Origin of the sequence: Micromonospora sp. NPDC049497, assembly GCF_044465805.1 — a bacterium.
Lineage (GTDB): Bacteria > Actinomycetota > Actinomycetes > Mycobacteriales > Micromonosporaceae > Micromonospora.
Window position 1 is genome coordinate 1 of sequence record NZ_JBITMC010000027.1, and the last position, 17,043, is coordinate 17,043.

Annotated in this window: 15 protein-coding genes; 12 read left to right on the forward strand and 3 right to left on the reverse strand. The window is 73.7% G+C overall.

Annotated elements, in window-relative coordinates; genetic code table 11:
• Window positions 1–150: 150 nt before the first annotated feature.
• Entirely contained in the window at window positions 151–1,410 is a 1,260-nt protein-coding gene (locus ACIBR0_RS26425) for a cell wall anchor protein (RefSeq protein ID WP_396720069.1), read from the reverse strand.
• Between the two features lie 317 nt (window positions 1,411–1,727).
• On the opposite strand from ACIBR0_RS26425, the gene rsmD reads away from it, so the two are divergent.
• The 9 genes from rsmD (at window position 1,728) to ACIBR0_RS26470 (ending at window position 9,646) form a co-directional block, all read left to right on the forward strand.
• The gene (rsmD, locus tag ACIBR0_RS26430) at window positions 1,728–2,291 is read left to right on the forward strand and encodes a 16S rRNA (guanine(966)-N(2))-methyltransferase RsmD (protein WP_396720071.1); all 564 of its coding nucleotides are present in this window, start codon (window positions 1,728–1,730) and stop codon (window positions 2,289–2,291) included.
• A complete protein-coding gene (gene coaD, locus ACIBR0_RS26435) occupies window positions 2,288–2,776 on the forward strand; it encodes a pantetheine-phosphate adenylyltransferase (protein ID WP_396720073.1) in 489 nt (162 codons plus the stop codon). The genes rsmD and coaD overlap by 4 nt, the downstream gene beginning before the upstream one ends.
• Before the next feature lie 146 nt (window positions 2,777–2,922).
• Complete coding sequence (locus ACIBR0_RS26440; RefSeq protein WP_396720075.1) at window positions 2,923–3,420, forward strand: hypothetical protein; 498 nt, start codon at window positions 2,923–2,925, stop codon at window positions 3,418–3,420.
• Window positions 3,421–3,529: 109 nt separating this feature from the next.
• The gene (locus ACIBR0_RS26445) at window positions 3,530–4,093 is read left to right on the forward strand and encodes a YceD family protein (protein WP_357034283.1); all 564 of its coding nucleotides are present in this window, start codon (window positions 3,530–3,532) and stop codon (window positions 4,091–4,093) included.
• 5 nt (window positions 4,094–4,098) lie between these two features.
• Window positions 4,099–4,272, forward strand: coding sequence for a 50S ribosomal protein L32 (gene rpmF / locus ACIBR0_RS26450; protein ID WP_357034281.1), 174 nt, complete (start codon window positions 4,099–4,101; stop codon window positions 4,270–4,272).
• A 112-nt stretch (window positions 4,273–4,384) separates the two neighbouring features.
• Complete coding sequence (locus ACIBR0_RS26455) at window positions 4,385–5,380, forward strand: phosphate acyltransferase PlsX (protein ID WP_396720155.1); 996 nt, start codon at window positions 4,385–4,387, stop codon at window positions 5,378–5,380.
• Window positions 5,381–5,456: 76 nt separating this feature from the next.
• Entirely contained in the window at window positions 5,457–6,365 is a 909-nt protein-coding gene (rnc, locus tag ACIBR0_RS26460; RefSeq protein ID WP_396720078.1) for a ribonuclease III, read from the forward strand.
• Window positions 6,358–7,215 carry a bifunctional DNA-formamidopyrimidine glycosylase/DNA-(apurinic or apyrimidinic site) lyase gene (gene mutM, locus ACIBR0_RS26465; protein WP_396720080.1) on the forward strand — a complete coding sequence of 286 codons (858 nt, stop codon included), beginning with the start codon at window positions 6,358–6,360 and terminating at the stop codon, window positions 7,213–7,215. Before rnc ends, mutM begins: the two co-directional genes overlap by 8 nt.
• A 211-nt stretch (window positions 7,216–7,426) precedes the next feature.
• On the forward strand, window positions 7,427–9,646 hold the full coding sequence (locus ACIBR0_RS26470) for an MMPL family transporter (RefSeq protein ID WP_396720082.1): 2,220 nt from the start codon (window positions 7,427–7,429) through the stop codon (window positions 9,644–9,646).
• 67 nt (window positions 9,647–9,713) lie between these two features.
• Here ACIBR0_RS26470 and ACIBR0_RS26475 read toward each other — a convergent pair whose 3' ends face one another.
• The gene (locus tag ACIBR0_RS26475) at window positions 9,714–10,610 is read right to left on the reverse strand and encodes an endo alpha-1,4 polygalactosaminidase (RefSeq protein WP_396720084.1); all 897 of its coding nucleotides are present in this window, start codon (window positions 10,608–10,610) and stop codon (window positions 9,714–9,716) included.
• A gap of 108 nt (window positions 10,611–10,718) precedes the next feature.
• Window positions 10,719–11,942 (reverse strand): CAP domain-containing protein, encoded by a 1,224-nt coding sequence (locus ACIBR0_RS26480; protein ID WP_396720086.1) that lies wholly within the window; start codon window positions 11,940–11,942, stop codon window positions 10,719–10,721.
• Between the two features lie 369 nt (window positions 11,943–12,311).
• Between ACIBR0_RS26480 and ACIBR0_RS26485 the strand changes: the two genes are divergently transcribed.
• The 3 genes from ACIBR0_RS26485 to ACIBR0_RS26495 all read left to right on the forward strand — a co-directional run bounded on the left by ACIBR0_RS26485 (window position 12,312) and on the right by ACIBR0_RS26495 (window position 17,025).
• Complete coding sequence (locus ACIBR0_RS26485) at window positions 12,312–12,506, forward strand: hypothetical protein (protein ID WP_357039589.1); 195 nt, start codon at window positions 12,312–12,314, stop codon at window positions 12,504–12,506.
• A 269-nt stretch (window positions 12,507–12,775) separates the two neighbouring features.
• Window positions 12,776–16,399 carry a chromosome segregation protein SMC gene (gene smc / locus ACIBR0_RS26490; RefSeq protein ID WP_396720088.1) on the forward strand — a complete coding sequence of 1,208 codons (3,624 nt, stop codon included), beginning with the start codon at window positions 12,776–12,778 and terminating at the stop codon, window positions 16,397–16,399.
• Entirely contained in the window at window positions 16,399–17,025 is a 627-nt protein-coding gene (locus tag ACIBR0_RS26495; RefSeq protein WP_396720090.1) for an HAD family hydrolase, read from the forward strand. The genes smc and ACIBR0_RS26495 overlap by 1 nt, the downstream gene beginning before the upstream one ends.
• Window positions 17,026–17,043 lie beyond the last annotated feature (18 nt).

Below are 17,043 nucleotides of genomic sequence, written 5' to 3' on the forward strand. Positions count from 1 at the left end.
GGGCGGGGGGTGGGGGGGGGGGGCCGGGGGGTGGGGGGGGGGGGGGGGGGGGGTGGGGGGGGGGGGGGGGGGCTGGGGGGGGGGTGGGGGGGGGGGGGGGGGGGGGGGCCCGCCGGGGGGGGGCCACGCCCCTAGTTGCTCAGCCCCGGATCAGGCGGTGAAGCGGACCCGGCGCCGACGGGCGACGACGAAGAGCACCGCGCCCGCGGCCAGCAGCGCGATCGCGCCCGCGGCGATGCCGCCGGCCGCCGCACCGGTGACCGGGAGGCCGCCACCCTCGCCACCCTCGTCGCAGCCCTTCGGCTGCTTCCAGGCCAGCGGGCCGCCCGAGTCCAGGTCACCGGTGACGGTGACGGTGAAGCCGGGGCCGGCCGTGAAGGTGAGCGTCTCGGTCCTGCCGGCCTCGACGGTCACCGTCCGGGCGGTGCCGGTGCTCGGGGTGAACGTCGAGGTCACCGGGGCGCCGTTCGCGGGGTTGGCGATCTCGAAGATCATCTCGTCGCAGGTGATGTCGTACCCGGCCTCGGGCTCGCCGACCTCCGGCTCCTGGCAGTCCTGCGGCTTCTCCCAGGCGCCGGTCCAGGTCTTCATGCCCTCGGCCTCGACGGTGACCTTCGTCGCCTGCTCGGCGGTGAGCGTGAGCGTCTCGGCCTTGCGCAGCGGTACGGGGACGGTGCGGGTGAAGTCGGCGCCACCGGTCACGACGAAGTCGACCGACGCGTTGCCGGTCCGGTTGACCAGGGTCAGTTCGACGGTGCCGTCGCAGTCGGAGGCGGCGACGACCTCCGGCGCGGCCACACAGGTGCCGTCGCCGCCGTTGTACCAGGCGCTAGGGCCCTTCGACCGTGCGCCCTCGCCGGACCGGCTGCCCACCTTGCGGTCGCCGTACCGGTCGCTGGTGTCGGTGAGCGGGTCGATGACCGTGCTGCCGAAGACGAAGTCGACCTGCGTGTAGCACTTCGGCACCTCGACCTCGAAGTCCAGGGTGGCCACGGCCAGCTCGCCCTCGCCGACGCCGGTGAACGCGCTCGCCGACGTGTCGAGCACGTACTGCGGCACGGCGAAGCGCGCCGACGGCGCCACATAGGACACCAGGGTCAGGTCCTGCCGCTCACCTTCACAGAGCGGGCCGTTGGTCAGCGTGATCGACGCCTTGCCGCCCGGCCCGTCGAAGGTGTGGGTGTAGCGAGCGTCGGCGGCCGTGACACAGGTCGGACCCTCCGGCGACGGGCTCCCGGCCGGCTGGGCGGTGGCGGTCGCGGTCGACTCGGCGCTGACCGGGGTCGACGGGGACGACGACGGGTCGGTGGCGAGTGCCGGCGAGGCGGCCGCGAACACCGTGGCGAGGCCGGCCAGGGCGGCGGCGGCCACGGTGAGCGGTCGCCGGCGCGACAGCGGGGGACGGATCACGCGTACTCCCGGGGTGATGAAGCGTCAGGGGGTGCGGCGCGGGAGAGGCGGCCGGAGGGGATCGCGCGATGCGTCGCGGGCCTCCGGTTGCGGGTGCCGTCCCGTGCCGTGGGCCGGCGGTGACCGCCGGCACCGGCAGACCCTAGCGAGATCGCCGCGCGCGTCACAGCGGTCGGCAAGCACCAAGGCTGATGTTATGAATGTGAGATCATTGATATACCACGTGTGATCATCTGGCCGGTTTCCCGGCACGGACGGTGTCGCAGCCGGCCCGGGGGAGGGTCGCGTAGCGTCATCGTCATGAGCAGGAGGAGACGGTGACCCGGATCGTGGCCGGGACGCTGGGTGGTCGCCGGATCGCGGCGCCGCCGGGCGCCGGCACCCGGCCCACGTCCGACCGGGTCCGGGAGGCGCTGTTCAGCGCGGTGCAGGCCGAGGTGGACCTGGCCGGCGTCCGCTTCGCGGACCTGTACGCCGGTTCGGGCGCGGTCGGTCTGGAGGCGCTCTCGCGGGGGGCCGCGCACGTGCTGCTGGTGGAGTCCGACGCCCGGGCCGCCCGGGTGATCCGGGAGAACGTGGCGATGTTGCGCGCGGCGTCCGGAGTGCGCCTGGTCACCGGAAAGGTGGCCACCGTCCTGGCGGCCGGGCCGGACGGCGACCCGTACGACGTGGTCTTCGCCGACCCCCCGTACGCGGTGCCGGGCGCGGAGATCACCGCGATGCTCGCCGCCCTGGTCGACGGCGGGTGGCTGGCCACCGACGCGCTCGTGGTGGTCGAGCGGTCCAGCCGCACCGGCCCGGTGGAGTGGGTGCAGGGCGTCACGGCGGAGCGCAGTCGCCGGTACGGCGAGACCGCCCTTTGGTACGGTCGCCGATCATGAGACGTGCGGTGTGTCCCGGCTCGTTCGATCCGGTCACCAACGGACACCTCGACATCGTGGGCCGGGCCAGCCGGCTCTTCGACGAGGTGATCGTGGGAGTGCTGGTGAACCAGTCGAAGAGCGGCCTGTTCACCGTCGAGGAGCGCATCGAGATGCTCCGCGAGGTGACGGCCTCGTACGAGAACGTCCGGGTCGAGTCCTTCCGCGGCCTGCTCGTGGACTTCTGCCGGGCGCAGGAGGCGAGTGTGCTGATCAAGGGACTGCGCGCGGTCAGCGACTTCGACTACGAGCTCCAGATGGCCCAGATGAACATCGGGCTGGCCGGCGTCGAGACGCTCTTCATGCCGACGAACCCGCTCTACTCGTTCCTCTCCTCCAGCCTCGTGAAGGACGTGGCGAAGTGGGGCGGCGACATCTCGGCGCACGTGCCGGACATCGTCCGTGCGGCCCTGCAGGCCCGCCTGGGCCCGGGGAAGCGCGCCTGACCCGGCCGGCGAGGCGGGAGTGCGGCGCGCCGGCCGGGGTGGATGGGGCGTGGGTCGCCGGCACACGACATCATGTGGGGAGCGCCGAATCCGGGTTCAGCCCGCATCATTGAGGTCGGCCGACGAACGACAGGAGTGAGGTACCGGTGGACCCGCTCGATCGCATCGACGAACTGATCACCATGGTGGAGCAGGCCCGCTCCGTCCCGATGTCGCGCAACAACTGCATGGTCGACCGTGGCGAGATGATCGCCGTGCTCGACGAGCTGCGCGCCGAGCTCCCCGCGGACCTGCGCCGCGCCGCCGCGCTCCTGGAGGAGCGGGACAAGATCATGGAGGCCGGGAAGCGGGAGGCGGACCGGATCATCAGCGAGGGTGAGGCGGAACACGCCCGGCTGGTCTCGGTGAACGAGATCACCGTGTCCGCCGAGCACGAGGGGGCCCGGATCATCGCGGAGGCCCGCGCCGAGGCGCAGCGTCTCCGTGACGAGGTGGACGACTACGTCGATACCGCCCTGGCGAACTTCGAGCAGTTCCTCACCCGGGCGTTGGCCTCGATAGAGCGCGGCCGCGACAAGATGCACGCGCTGCGGGAGATCGGCACCTTCGCTGGGGACGAGGCGGAACGCCCGCTACCCTTCTGAGCGGCACCCCAGCAGCCGACAGCCGGGTGGTGTCCGGGCCCCGGTTCGACTCTCGGGCCCCCGTCCAGGTAACCTTTTTTGTCGGCCTCTCACCGGCCGGAGTCTGACTATGCCCAAACACTCGTCTTCATCACTCAACCCCAAGGCGCCGCTGGTCCTCGACACGAGGGACCTGCCGCGTCGCCCTGGTGCGTTGCGTACGGTCAAGCGGGTCGCCCCGGCACCGGCGGACCTCGGCGGAGAGTTGATCAGCGTGCCGGAGGGCGCGGACCTCGACCTCGACCTGAGGTTGGAGTCGGTGTCCGAGGGCGTACTCGTCTCCGGGACCGTCTCCGGTCCCGTCCAGGGCGAGTGTGGCCGTTGTCTGCGCGAGATCAACGACTCGCTGGTCGTCACCATCCAGGAGCTGTACGCGTACGAGAACAGCACCACGGACGAGACGACCGACGAGGACGAGGTGGGCCGGATGCAGGACGATCTGATCGACCTGGAGCCGGCGCTGCGGGACGCGGTGGTGCTCGCACTGCCGACCAACCCGCTCTGCCGGGAGGACTGCCCAGGCTTGTGCCCCGAGTGCGGGGTGCACTGGGACGATCTGCCGGCCGACCACAGTCACCAGCAGATCGACCCGCGTTGGGCGGGCCTGTCGCAACTGACCCGTAAAGAGGAGTAAGAACCGTGGCCGTCCCCAAGCGCAAGATGTCGCGCAGCAACACCCGCGCCCGCCGGGCGAACTGGAAGGCCACGGCGGTCGTGACCGTGGCCTGCCCGCAGTGCAAGTCGGCGAAGCTGCCGCACGCCGCCTGCGCCGTCTGCGGCACCTACAACGGCCGCCAGGTCCTCGAGGTCTGACGGACACCGAGTGACGCCCCCGACCGCAGGTCGGGTGGTGCGCGCACCCTGGCATTCGCCCGGTGTCCCGGCTCCCTCCGACGCCGGCCGGCCTGAACCGGCCGGCGTTCCGGTGGAGCCGGGCACCGCGCGGATCGCCGTCGACCTCCTCGGCGGGGACGATGCTCCCGCCGTCGTGGTTGACGGCGCTCTGCGGGCCATCCGCACCGATCCTGACCTGCACCTGCTGCTCGTCGGCCCGGCCGAGGTCGCCGACGGGCTGATCCATGCCCTCGACCCGGCCGAACGCACCCGCATCGCGGTCCGGCCGGTCGGCACCGTGGTCGGCATGGCCGACCATCCCAGCGCCGCGCGGGCCGACAGCACCGTCCGGGCCGCCGTGCACGCCGTCCGGGCGGGCGCAGCCGACGCGCTGGTCTCCGCCGGGTCGACCGGCGCCACGGTCACCGCCGTCGCGCTCGGCCTCGGCCGCTGGCCGGACGTCCGCCACCCGGCCCTCGTCGCGACCCTGCCCGCCGTCGACGGCCCGGTGGTCCTGCTGGACGTCGGCGGTTCGTTGGAGCCCCGACCGAGCGTCCTGGCCCGGCACGCCGTGCTGGGCGCCGCCTACGCCGCGGTCGCCCACGGCATCGCCGAACCCCGGGTCGGGTTGCTCTCCGTCGGCTCCGAGCCGGGCAAGGGCGACCGCGCCCGGCGCCTCGCCGACCCGATCCTGGCCGCCGCGTCGCTGCCGCACGGCGGGCGGTACGTCGGCCTCGTGGAGGGCCACGACGTCTCCCTCGGCACGCGCGCCGATGTGGTGGTCACCGACGGGTTCACCGGTAACGTGCTGCTCAAGGCGATCGAGGGCGCGTACGCGATGGCCGGTGGAGCACCGGCGGGCGGTGGCGTCCCGCGTGCGGCCGCCCTGCTCGGGGTGGCCGGGACGGTGGTCGTCTGCCACGGCGCCGCCCAGCCCGGTGACGTCGCGTCCGGCATCGCCCTCGCCGCCCATCTCTGGCGGCGTCGTGCCGCCGAACTGGTCCGCGCACTGATCGACGGCGCCGACATTCCGGGCCGAGAAACCCGCACCGACCGCACCACCGACACCGAGGTATCCAATTCATGAACGAGCGTCAGCGAGTGAATCATCGGCTCAGCGCGAAGGTGCCTCATGGCGGCACGGAGCGCAGCGGAGTGCCGGCATGAGCAATGACAAGCGGCGGCGCACGTCCGTCGGTCACCTGGAGGCGGCGTTCGGCGTTGCGCTGGACCCGGAGCTGCTGGAGCGCGCCCTGACGCACCGCTCGTACGCGTACGAGAACGGCGGGCTGCCCACCAACGAGCGGCTGGAGTTCCTCGGCGACTCGGTGCTCGGCGTCGTCATCACCACGGCGCTGTTCCACAACCACCCCGACCTGCCCGAGGGGCAACTGGCGAAGCTGCGGGCCAGTGTCGTCAACATGCGGGCCCTCGCCGACGTGGCCCGGGGGCTCGGCCCGGACGGTCTCGGCGCCTACCTGCTGCTCGGCAAGGGCGAGGAGACGACCGGCGGCCGGGACAAGGCGAGCATCCTCGCCGACACCCTGGAGGCGCTGCTCGGCGCGATCTACCTGCAGTACGGGCTGGACACCGCCGCGATCGTCATCCACCGGCTGTTCGACCCGCTGATGGCCGAGTCGGCCGGCCGGGGCGCGGCGCTGGACTGGAAGACCAGCCTCCAGGAGCTGACCGCCGCACTGGGGTTGGGCGTCCCGGAGTACCGCATCGAGGGCGCCGGGCCGGACCACCTCAAGACCTTCACCGCCTGGGTGGTCGTCGCGGGCAACCGGTACGGCGGAGCCGAGGGGCGCAGCAAGAAGGAGGCGGAGCAGCGGGCCGCCGAGTCCGCGTGGCGGGTGCTCACCGCCCACGCCGAGGCCGAGCAGGCGGAGCGCGCCGCCCAGGCCGCCACCGAGGAGTCCACCCCCGCCGCCGGGGTCGCACCGGGCGTGGAGCAGCCCGCCGCCCCGGCGCAGGCCCGGGTCGCCGCCGAGCACAACGGCAGCGGCAACGGGCGGGTCGGGGCCCCCGACGCGGTCGCCGAGGCGGCGGACGAGGCGGGCCGTGCCTGAACTGCCCGAGGTCGAGACGGTCCGGCAGGGGCTGGCCCAGTGGGTCATCGGCCGGCGGATCGCCTCGGTCGAGGTGCGCCACCCCCGGGCGGTACGCCGGCACACCGCGGGCGGCGCGCACTTCACCGACGTGCTGGCCGGCCGGACCATCCTCGACGTACGCCGCCGCGGCAAGTACCTGTGGCTGCCACTGGACAGCGGCGACGCGGTGATCGGCCACCTCGGCATGTCCGGCCAGCTGCTGCTGCAACCGGGCGAGACCCCCGACGAGACGCACCTGCGGGTGCGGTTCCGCTTCGCCGACGACGGTCCGGAGCTCCGCTTCGTCGACCAGCGCACGTTCGGCGGGCTGTCGGTGAGCGAGGGCGGGGCGGACCTGCCGGCCGAGATCGCGCACATCGCCCGGGACCCGATGGATCCGGAATTCTCGGACCCGGGCTTCGTCGCCGCGCTGCGCCGGCGGCGTACCGAGGTGAAGCGGGCCCTGCTCGACCAGTCCCTGATCTCCGGCGTGGGCAACATCTACGCCGACGAGGCGCTGTGGCGGGCGAAGCTGCACGGCGTCCGGCCGACCGACGCGCTGACCGGGCCGGCCGCGCTGCGCCTGCTCGGCCACGTACGGGACGTGCTCGGCGAGGCGATCACCGAGGGCGGGACCAGCTTCGACGCCCTCTACGTCAACGTCAACGGCGAGAGCGGCTACTTCGACCGTTCGCTCAACGTCTACGGGCGGGAGGGGTTGCCGTGCCGCCGCTGCGGCGCCCCGATCCGGCGGGAGGCGTTCATGAACCGGTCGTCCTACAGTTGCCCGCGGTGCCAGCCCCGCCCTCGGGGAGCGCTCCGGGGTTGACCCCGAGACGACTCCGGGTCGCCTGCGGCGCGTCCGGGCGTCCGGTCCGGGAAGGATCCGGGTGACGGCCCCCTCCGGGCATCCTCAGGCGGTGCGGCGGGCCGGAAGCGGGTTCCGGGGTGGACCGGGGCCGATCCCCGATGTCCCGCGCGCGTCACGCCCATAGCGTCAGCACCGTTGACAGGGGACTGACGTGACAGGGGGACCCGGAATGGGTGCAAGACCGGTGACGGTGCGGCTGGCGAGGTGGAGTGCCGAGCACCCGTGGCGCGCGATCGCGCTGTGGGTGGTGTTCGTGGCGGTGTGCTTCGTGGGGGGGAACGCCGCCGGCCTCAACGAGGCGACCGACTCGGACCAGGCGATCGGTGAGTCGGGCCGGGCGGGGCTGATCGTCTCGTCCGGGAACTTCGCCGACCCGGCCGAGGAGAACATCCTCATCACGCCCCGTACCGGCACGCTCGACCCGGCGGCGGCGAAGGTGGCCGCCGACGACGCCGCCGCCACGCTGCGGAGCGTCGAGGGCGTGGCCTCGGTCGGCACGCCGATCCCGGCGCGGGACAGCGGCGCGCTGCTGCTGCCGATCACGATGTCCGGCGACCCGGAGACCGCCTCCGACCGCGTCCAGCCGCTGCGCGACGCCACCGCCGGTGTCCAGGACGCCCACCCGCAACTGCGGATCGAGCAGGTCGGTGGGCCGTCCATCAACAAGGCCCTGGACGACACGCTCGGTGCGGACTTCAAGCGCGCCGAGCTGCTCAGCCTGCCGGTCACCCTGGCCATCCTCATCGTCGCGTTCGGCGCCCTGATCGCCGCCGGCGTACCGGTGCTGCTGGCACTGTCCTCGGTGGCCGCCGCGATGGGCCTCAGCACGCTGGCCTCGCACCTGGTGCCGGCGACCGACACCACCGCCAGCGTGATCCTGCTGATCGGTATGGCGGTCGGTGTCGACTACTCGCTGTTCTACGTGCGCCGCGAACGCGAGGAACGGGCCAAGGGCCGGTCGGGGCTGGACGCGGTGGAGATCGCCGCCGAGACCTCCGGCCACGCCGTGGTCGTCTCCGGCCTCGCCGTGATGATCTCGATGGCCGGGTTGCTGCTCGCCGGTGACGTGGTCTTCTCGTCCCTCGCCGTCGGGTCGATCCTGGTGGTCGCGGTCGCCGTGATCGGGTCGCTGACCGTGCTGCCGGCGCTGCTGGCGAAGCTCGGCCGCTGGGTGGACCGGCCCCGGGTGCCCCTGCTCTGGCGGCTGACCGCTCCGCGTACCGGGCGGCACGGCCAGCCCGCCGCGCCCCGCTTCTGGCCGGCCGTGCTGAGGCCCGCGCTGCGGGCGCCGGTCGCCACCCTGGTGATCTCGGTCGGGCTGCTGCTCGCTCTCGCCGCGCCGGCGCTGGGCATGAAGATCAAGTTCCCCGGCATGGAGGACCTGCCGCGCACCACGCCGGCCATGCAGGCGTACGACCGGCTCACCGCGGCCTTCCCGAGCAGCGGCACGAGCCACACGGTGGCGGTCCGGGCGTCCGGGGCCGAGGCCGGCCGGGTGAAGGCGGCGCTGACCGAGCTGTCCGCCCGCGCCTCGGCGGACCCGCTGTTCGCGCCGCCGGAGGCGGACGGCCCGAACATCGAGGTGTCGGCCGACGGCCGGGTGTCGGTGCTGGAGGTGTCCATCCCGTACGCCAGCCGGGACGACCGGGCCGTGCAGTCGCTGGACCGGCTCCGCGACGACCTGGTCCCGGCCGCCCTCGGCGGGCTCGGCGGGGTCGAGTACGCGGTCGGCGGCGAGGTCGCCGGCAGCGAGGACTACGCGCAGCACGTCCGGGACAAGCTGCCGATCGTGATGGGCTTCGTCCTGGCGCTCACGTTCCTGGTGATGACGTGGGTGTTCCGGTCGGTGGTGATCGCGCTCAGCTCGATCCTGCTGAACCTGCTCTCCGCCGGGGCCGCGTACGGCCTGCTGGTCCTGGTGTTCCAGGGCGACTGGGCCGACGACCTGCTCAACTTCACCTCGATGGGCGCCATCGTCTCCTGGCTGCCGCTGTTCCTGTTCGTGGTGCTCTTCGGGCTCTCGATGGACTACCACGTCTTCGTGGTCAGCCGGATCCGCGAGGGAATCCGGGCCGGCATGTCCAACTCCGAGGCCGTCGCGTACGGCATTACGTCCTCGGCGGGCGTGGTGACCAGCGCGGCGATCGTGATGGTCGGCGTCTTCTCGATCTTCGCCACGCTGAGCACCATCGACATGAAGCAGCTCGGTGTCGGCCTGGCCGCGGCGATCCTGCTGGACGCCACGATCATCCGCGCGGTGGTGCTGCCGGCGCTGATGACGATGCTGGGCGACGCGAACTGGTGGGCGCCGAAGTTCCTCCGGGCCCGTCCGGCCGCGGCGCCCGCCGACCCGCCGGCACCGGCCCCGGAGCTGGTCGGCGCGCGCTGACCGACCCCGTACCGGGACCGGAGGGCCGGGCCGCACCCGCGGGCCGGCCCTCCGGTCGTACGCGGCGTCAGGGGAGGCGGCAGGGCTGCCGCTCGGCGTCCAGCTCCCGGCTCTTGCGGATCGAGGAGAACCCGTACCCGAGGGTGGTCACGCAGAACACCGCCGGGTCGCCGGTGAACTCGACGTGGAAGACCGGCTTGCCGGCGTCGGTGAACGGCAGCAGTTTGGCGCACCGGTTCAGCCGGACGCACTCCCGGCTGACCGCGAAGTCGAAGTCCGGCGCCAGCGCGGCGATCTGGCCCACGTCGTCGACCAGGCCGGGGGAGAGGTCCAGGGAACGGGCCAGGGTCGCCAGCCGCCGGTTGAAGACGAGTTGGTCGTCGAAGCCGAGCGGGAAGCCGGTGCGCTGGGCGTACCCGTCGGCGTCGACCAGGGCGACCGCGCCGAACCCCTTGCCCCGGCACAGCCGGAACCGGTCGGCGAGCACCGGCCCGAGCAGGTCCCAGCGGCGTACGTCCAGCCACCGGCGCTGCGGGTCGCGGCTCGTCACGCCCCGTACCGCCGCCCCGCGCACGGCCGACGGGAAGCGACCGGCGTCCGGGTCGGTGTCCGCGTACGAGCCGACGGGCACGTGGCACACCAGCCTCCGGTCCCGCCGGCGCAGGGCGGCGGTCTCCTCGGCGGTGACGCCGACCGCGTCGAGCAGGAAGACGTCGGCGTCGACCGTGACGTCCACCGGGCCGGTGAGCTGCCACTGCCACTGCCAGCGGTGCGCGTACGCCGCCGGCCACGGCGTCGGCGCCTCGGGTGGCGCCAGTTGCGGGTGGCAGGCGTACACCGGGGTCGGGAGGGTGAGCACGACGGCGGCCGCCAGCGCCCGCCGGAGCGCCCGTCGCCGCGGACGCCGGCCGGTCGTGCCGGACGGCGCGTGTCTCGGCGCGGACGCCCACCACCGGATCCGCATCGGTCGCTCCCGGGTCCTGGCGGGGCCCCCTCGCCGCACGCCGTACCCGGACAAACGAGCGCCCCCCGCCCGACGTCGCGGGTGGGGGGCGCTGCGAGGGGTGCCGGGTCAGCGCGGCGCAGCGAAGACCTGCGTCCAGTACGGGCCGTTGCTGCTGGCCACGCCGACGCCGATCTCGGTGAAGGCGCAGTTGAGGATGTTGGCGCGGTGGCCCGGGCTGTTCATCCAGGCGTCCATGACCGCGGCCGGGGTCTTCTGGTTCCAGGCGACGTTCTCGCCGTAGGTGCGCCAGGCGTAACCGACCCGGTCCAGGCGCTCACCCGCATCGCTGCCGTCACTGCCGTCGTGCGACATGTCCTGGTGGTCGGCCTGGTCCTGGCTGTGCCGCTGGGCGGCGGTCATCAGTTTGCTGTCGATGCCCAGCGCGCCACAGCCGGCCTTGGCCCGCTCGGCGTTCACCAGGTCGACGACCTGGCGTGCCTGGCTGCTGACGCCGGTGCTGGTGGCGGTGGCCTGTCCGGCGGTCGTCGGCGCGCTGCTCCGCTCGGTGCGCCGCGACGGCGCGGTGGTGCGGGACGGCGCGGGCGTCGGCTTACGGCTCGGGGTCGCCGCCGGGGTCGGCTTCGCGGACGTCGGTGACGCGGCGGGACTGGTGGGGGCGAGCGCGTCGGCCGGGGGCCCGTCGGTCTCGGGCAGCACCGGGGCTTCGGCGACGGTGTCGTCGACGGCGCTCGACGCGGTCGTCCGGTCGTCACCGCCCGTCAGCGCGACGGCGCCGACGCCCAGGCTCACCACGAGGGTGGCCGCGGCGGCGGCCCCACCGATCAGCATCGGACGGGGGAACCGGCGGGGCGGACGGTGCCGTCCCTCGCTGGTCGACTCGGCGTCCGGTACCGCCGGCCGGTACGCGTGCCCCGTCCCGGTGGCATCGAGCGGCGGGACGGCGGCCAGCTGCGCGGTCGGCGCCGCCTCGTGCCGGTCGGGTGCGGGCTCTTCCCGCCACGCGTCCGCCGGCTGCCAGTCCGTGGTGGGGTCGTCCCGCCACCGGTCGGCGGGCTGCCACGGAGCGGCCGGCTGGTCGTCCCGGTAGGGGTGGTGGCCGGCCCCGTACGGCTGGTCGGCCCGGTAGGGGTTGGCCTGCGGCGGTCCGGGTCGCCACTGCTCGGTGGGCTGGTCGTGGTGCCGCTCGTCGACGGGCCGGTCCGGCTCGTCGCCGAAGAGGTACGACGAGCGGGGCGCCGGACGGTCGGTCAGCCAGGCCGGCTCGTCGCTCGGCGGCTCGGGACGCGGATCGACGTCGTCCGGGTTGATCGGGTCGGTCCAGCCGTACACGCCTCAGCCTCCAGGGGTCGGTTCGGAGCCGTGGTGACGCTACGTGTCGGCCCGAACTGCGGCAACGTGGCTAAGGAAGAGTTAAGGGGAACCGGGACGCACGGGTAGGGACTTCCGGGGATCCGGGCGTACAGTGAAGTGGTCCGGACAGAGCGTGTCCGCGCCGCGAGGCAGCCCCCGACAAGTGGACAGGTCGACGTGGAGATGATCTACGGCCTGCGAGAACTTGACGAAGGAGGGGGTATCGGCTCAATATGTAGGTGTCGCCAGTCGCGCCCGGTCATGCCCAGAATCGCCTGGGTTGACAGCCGCGTACACATTGGGCGCGCGTTGGCCGGCCTTTCCGGCAGCGCATATCAAGGAGTCAACATGGCGAAGGCCCTGTACGGCCACGTAGGTGCGGCGCCCGACCGGCGCCTGCTCGACGAGGTCACCCGACTGCGTTCCAGGGTTCAGGCACTCGAGTTCGAGATCACGCGGTTGCGTGCCGAGAACGATCGGCTCGCGGCGGCGGCGTCCGAGGCGGACGACCTGCTCCGGCTCGCTGAGCCCGCACTGACCTGATCTCCGGGTCGGGGAAAAACTGAATCGCACCACCCGCGAAAAGGCGCGCCGACACTTATGTGCCGGCGCGCAGCTCTGTCCGCCCCATTCTCCGGCGACCATTTGACGATCTTGTTAGCGCCGGCGCGGAAACTGTCCCGACGGTGATCACGGAATGCGCACCAGGCGGGTCGCGTGCCGGCTGGTCCGCGACAGCGGGTTAGGCTGCGGGTTCACCAGGTCCGCGCAGCCGGCGACGGTACGGCGGCCACCGGACGAGGATCGAGAAGGTGCATCTCAAGAGCCTGACGGTGAAGGGCTTCAAGTCCTTCGCCTCCGCGACGACACTGAAGCTGGAGCCGGGGATCACCTGCGTGGTGGGCCCGAACGGCTCCGGCAAGTCGAACGTCGTCGACGCCATCGCCTGGGTGCTCGGCGAGCAGGGCGCCAAGGCCCTGCGCGGCGGCAAGATGGAGGACGTCATCTTCGCCGGCACGGCCGGCCGCGCCCCACTGGGCCGGGCCGAGGTGACCCTCACGATCGACAACACCGACGGCGCGCTGCCGATCGAGTACACCGAGGTCTCCATCACCCGCCGGATGTTCCGCTCCGGCGAGAGCGAGTACGAGATCAACGGCGGCTCCTGCCGCCTGCTCGACATCCAGGAGCTGCTGAGCGACTCCGGCATCGGCCGGGAGATGCACATCATCGTCGGGCAGGGCCGCCTGGACGGCATGCTGCACGCCAAGCCGGAGGACCGGCGGGCGTTCATCGAGGAGGCGGCCGGCGTCCTCAAGCACCGCAAGCGCAAGGAGAAGGCGCTGCGGAAGCTCGACGCGATGCAGACCAACCTCAACCGGCTGACCGACCTCACCGCCGAGCTGCGCCGCCAGCTCAAGCCGCTGGGCCGGCAGGCCGAGGTGGCCCGCCGCGCCGCCGCCATCCAGGCCAACCTGCGGGACGCCCGGCTTCGGCTGCTCGCCGACGACCTGGCCACCCTCCGTGCGACGCTCGACAAGGAGATCGCCGACGAGACCGCGGTACGCGAACGCCGCGAGCAGGTCGAGGCCGAGCACGTCGAGGTCCAGGCGCGCCTCGCCGAGCTGGAGGCCGCCCTCGCGGAGGACGCGCCGCTGCTCGCCGCGGCCCAGGACACCTGGTACCGGCTGTCCGCGTTGCAGGAGCGGTTCCGCTCGATCGAGCAGTTGGCCCGGGAGCGGCTGCGCCACCTCAGCGCGACCCCCGACGACGAGCGCCCGGGGCGCGACCCGGACCAGTTGGAGGCGGAGGCCGAGCGGGTCCGCGAGCAGGAGGAGGAGCTGCGCGCCGCGCTCACCGACGACCAGATCCGGCTGGCCGAGGCGGTGGAGCACCGGCAGGAGCTGGAGCGTCAGCTCGCCGCCGCCGAACGCGAGCTGGTCGCCGCGGCCAAGGCCATCGCTGACCGGCGGGAGGGGCTGGCCCGGCTGACCGGGCAGGTGAACTCCGCGCGGGCGCGTACGGCCACGGCGGGTGAGGAGATCGAACGCCTCGCCGCCGCCCACACCGACGCGCTCGGCCGGGCCGAGAAGGCACAGGCGGACCTGGACGCGGTCGCCGCGCAGTCCACCGAGGCGGACCGGGACAACGCCGATCTGGACGCCCGGCACGCGGAGGCCGTCGCCGCCCAGGAACGGGCGCAGGCCACCGTCCGCTCGTTGAGCGACGCCGAGCGTTCCGCGGAGAAGGACGCCGCCACCTGGAAGGCCCGGGAGGAGGCGCTCGCCCTGGGCCTGCGGCGCAAGGACGGCGCCGGTGCCCTGCTGGCCCGCGCAGGCGAGGTTCCCGGGCTGTTGGGCAGCCTCGCCGGGCTGCTGACCGTCGCGCCCGGACACGAGGCCGCGCTCGCCGCCGCCCTCGGCGGGCTCGCCGACGCCGTGGCCATGAGCGGGGTCGACGAGGCGGTCGAGGCGATGCGGCTGCTCAAGATCTCCGACGCGGGCCGGGCCGGCCTGCTGGTCGGCAGCCCCGCGGGACCCGGCATGGACGGGTCCGCCGACGCGCTGCGCCCGAGGCTGCCCGAGGGCGCCCGTTGGGCTCCCGACCTGGTGGAGTGCTCCGCCGAGATCCGCCCGGCCGTGCACCGCGCGCTGCGTGACGTGGTGGTCGTCTCCGACCTCGCGGCGGCGGCCGAGGTGGTCGCCGGTAACCCGGAGCTGCGCGCGGTCACACCGGACGGCGACGTGGTGGGCGCGTACGCGGCGGCCGGCGGTTCGGCCAAGGCGCCCAGCTTCATCGAGGTGCAGGCCGCCGTCGAGGAGGCCCGCACCAACCGCCTCGCCGCCGATCGGACCAGTGCCGAGCTGCGTGCGCAGCTGGTCGACGCGCGCGCCGAGGTGGCCACCGCGAAGGAGGCGGTGCAGCACGCCGCCGCCGCGAAGCGCGAGGCGGAGAGCCACCGCAACGCCGCCGCGCGCCGACTGGCCGAGCTGGGGGCCGCCGCGCGGTCCGCGAAGGCGGAGACCGACCGGCTCGGTGCGTCCCGCGCGCGGGCCGAGGCGGCCCGCGAACGGGACCTGCTCGCCCTCGCCGAGCTGGAGGAGCGCCTGCGGCTGGCCGAGGAGACCCCGATCGACGCCGAGCCGTCCACCGAGGAGCGGGACCAGCTCGCCGCGATGGTCCCCGGTGCCCGGCAGAACGAGATGGAGGTGCGGCTCGCGGTGCGTACCGCCGAGGAGCGGGTCTCCTCGATCGCCGGCCGCGCCGACTCCCTGCGCCGGCAGGCCGCGGCCGAGCGGGCGGCGCGGGAACGTGCCGCGGCGCGGCGGGCGGCCCGGACCAGGGGGGCCGGCATCGCGCGGGCCGTGGCCGGCGGCGCCCGCGAGGCGCTCACCCGCCTGACCGCGTCCATCGCGCAGGCGGAGGAGCACCGCGACGCCGTGGCGCGCGAACGCGCCGCGCGGGAGGCCGAGCTTCAGGAGGTACGCGGCGCCGGGAAGCGCCTCGGCGCGGAGCTGGAGCGGCTCACCAGCCAGGTGCACCGGGACGAGGTGGCCCGCGCCGAGCAGCGGATGCGCATCGAGCAGTTGGAGGCGAAGGCCGCCGAGGACTTCGGCCTCGACGTGGAGACCCTGGTCGCCGAGTACGGACCGCACCAGCTCGTCCCACCCACCCAGGTCGACGTGGCGACCGCCGAGCGGGACGGCCTGCCGGTGCCCGAGCCGGTGCGCTACGAGCGACCGGTGCAGGAGAAGCGGGCCGCCAAGGCGGAACGGGAGCTGGCCCTGCTCGGCAAGGTCAACCCGCTCGCGCTGGAGGAGTTCGCCGCGCTGGAGGAGCGCTTCAAGTTCCTCTCCGAGCAGCTGGAGGACCTCAAGGCCACCCGCCGCGACCTGCTGACCGTGGTGAAGGACGTCGACGACCGGATCCTGGAGGTCTTCGCCAGCGCGTTCGCCGACACCGCCCGGGAGTTCGAGCAGGTCTTCACCGTGCTCTTCCCCGGTGGCGAGGGACGGCTGATCCTCACCGACCCGGACGACCTGCTCACCACGGGCGTCGAGGTGGAGGCCCGCCCGCCGGGCAAGAAGATCAAGCGGCTGTCGCTGCTCTCCGGCGGGGAGCGGTCGCTGACCGCGGTGGCCATGCTGGTGGCGATCTTCCGCGCCCGGCCCAGCCCCTTCTACATCATGGACGAGGTGGAGGCGGCGCTCGACGACGTCAACCTGGGCCGGCTGATCACGCTGCTGGCCCAGCTGCGCGAGAAGAGCCAGCTCATCGTCATCACGCACCAGAAGCGGACGATGGAGGTCGCCGACGCCCTGTACGGCGTCACCATGCGTAACGGGGTCACCCAGGTGATCAGTCAGCGGCTCAACCGGGCCGACGGGGAGACCGCGCGGCCCGGCCGCGACGGCGACGACGAGGAGATCAGTTAGTGGCTCGGGAACGTGCGACGGCGCTCCTGGTGGACTTCGACGGTGTGCTGCGGCGGTGGGACCCGTCCGTGGCGGCCGGCGTGGAGCGGGAGTACGGCCTCTCCGAGGGCGTCCTCGTCGAGATCGCCATGCAGTGGGGCCGCCTCCAGCCGGTGGTGACCGGCCAGGTCAGCCACGCCGACTGGGTGACCAGCGTGGCCGACGCGCTCGCCGATTCGGCGGGCGGCCCGGAGCGGGCCCGCGCCGCCGTCGAGAAGTGGCAGCGTTACCGCGGCGAGGTGGACCCGGAGGTGCTGGACTTCGTCCGCGAGGTGCGCGCCGGCGGCATCCGGGTCGGGCTGGGCACCAACGCCACCGACCTGCTCGACGCCGACCTGGCCGCGCTGGACCTCGTCGGCGAGCTGGACGTGGTGGTCAACTCCTCGGCGCTCGGGGTGAACAAGCCGGCGAAGGACTACTTCCTGGCGGCCTGCGAGGCACTGGAGACCGCACCGTCGCGGGTGCTGTTCGTCGACGACGAGGACTGGGCGGTTCGTGGCGCCCGGACCGCCGGGCTCTCCGCGCACCGGTGGAGCGGCCCCGGCGACCTGCGCTACCTGCGGGCCGCGCTCGCCACGGCCGGCTGACCGGTCCCGGCAGCACCG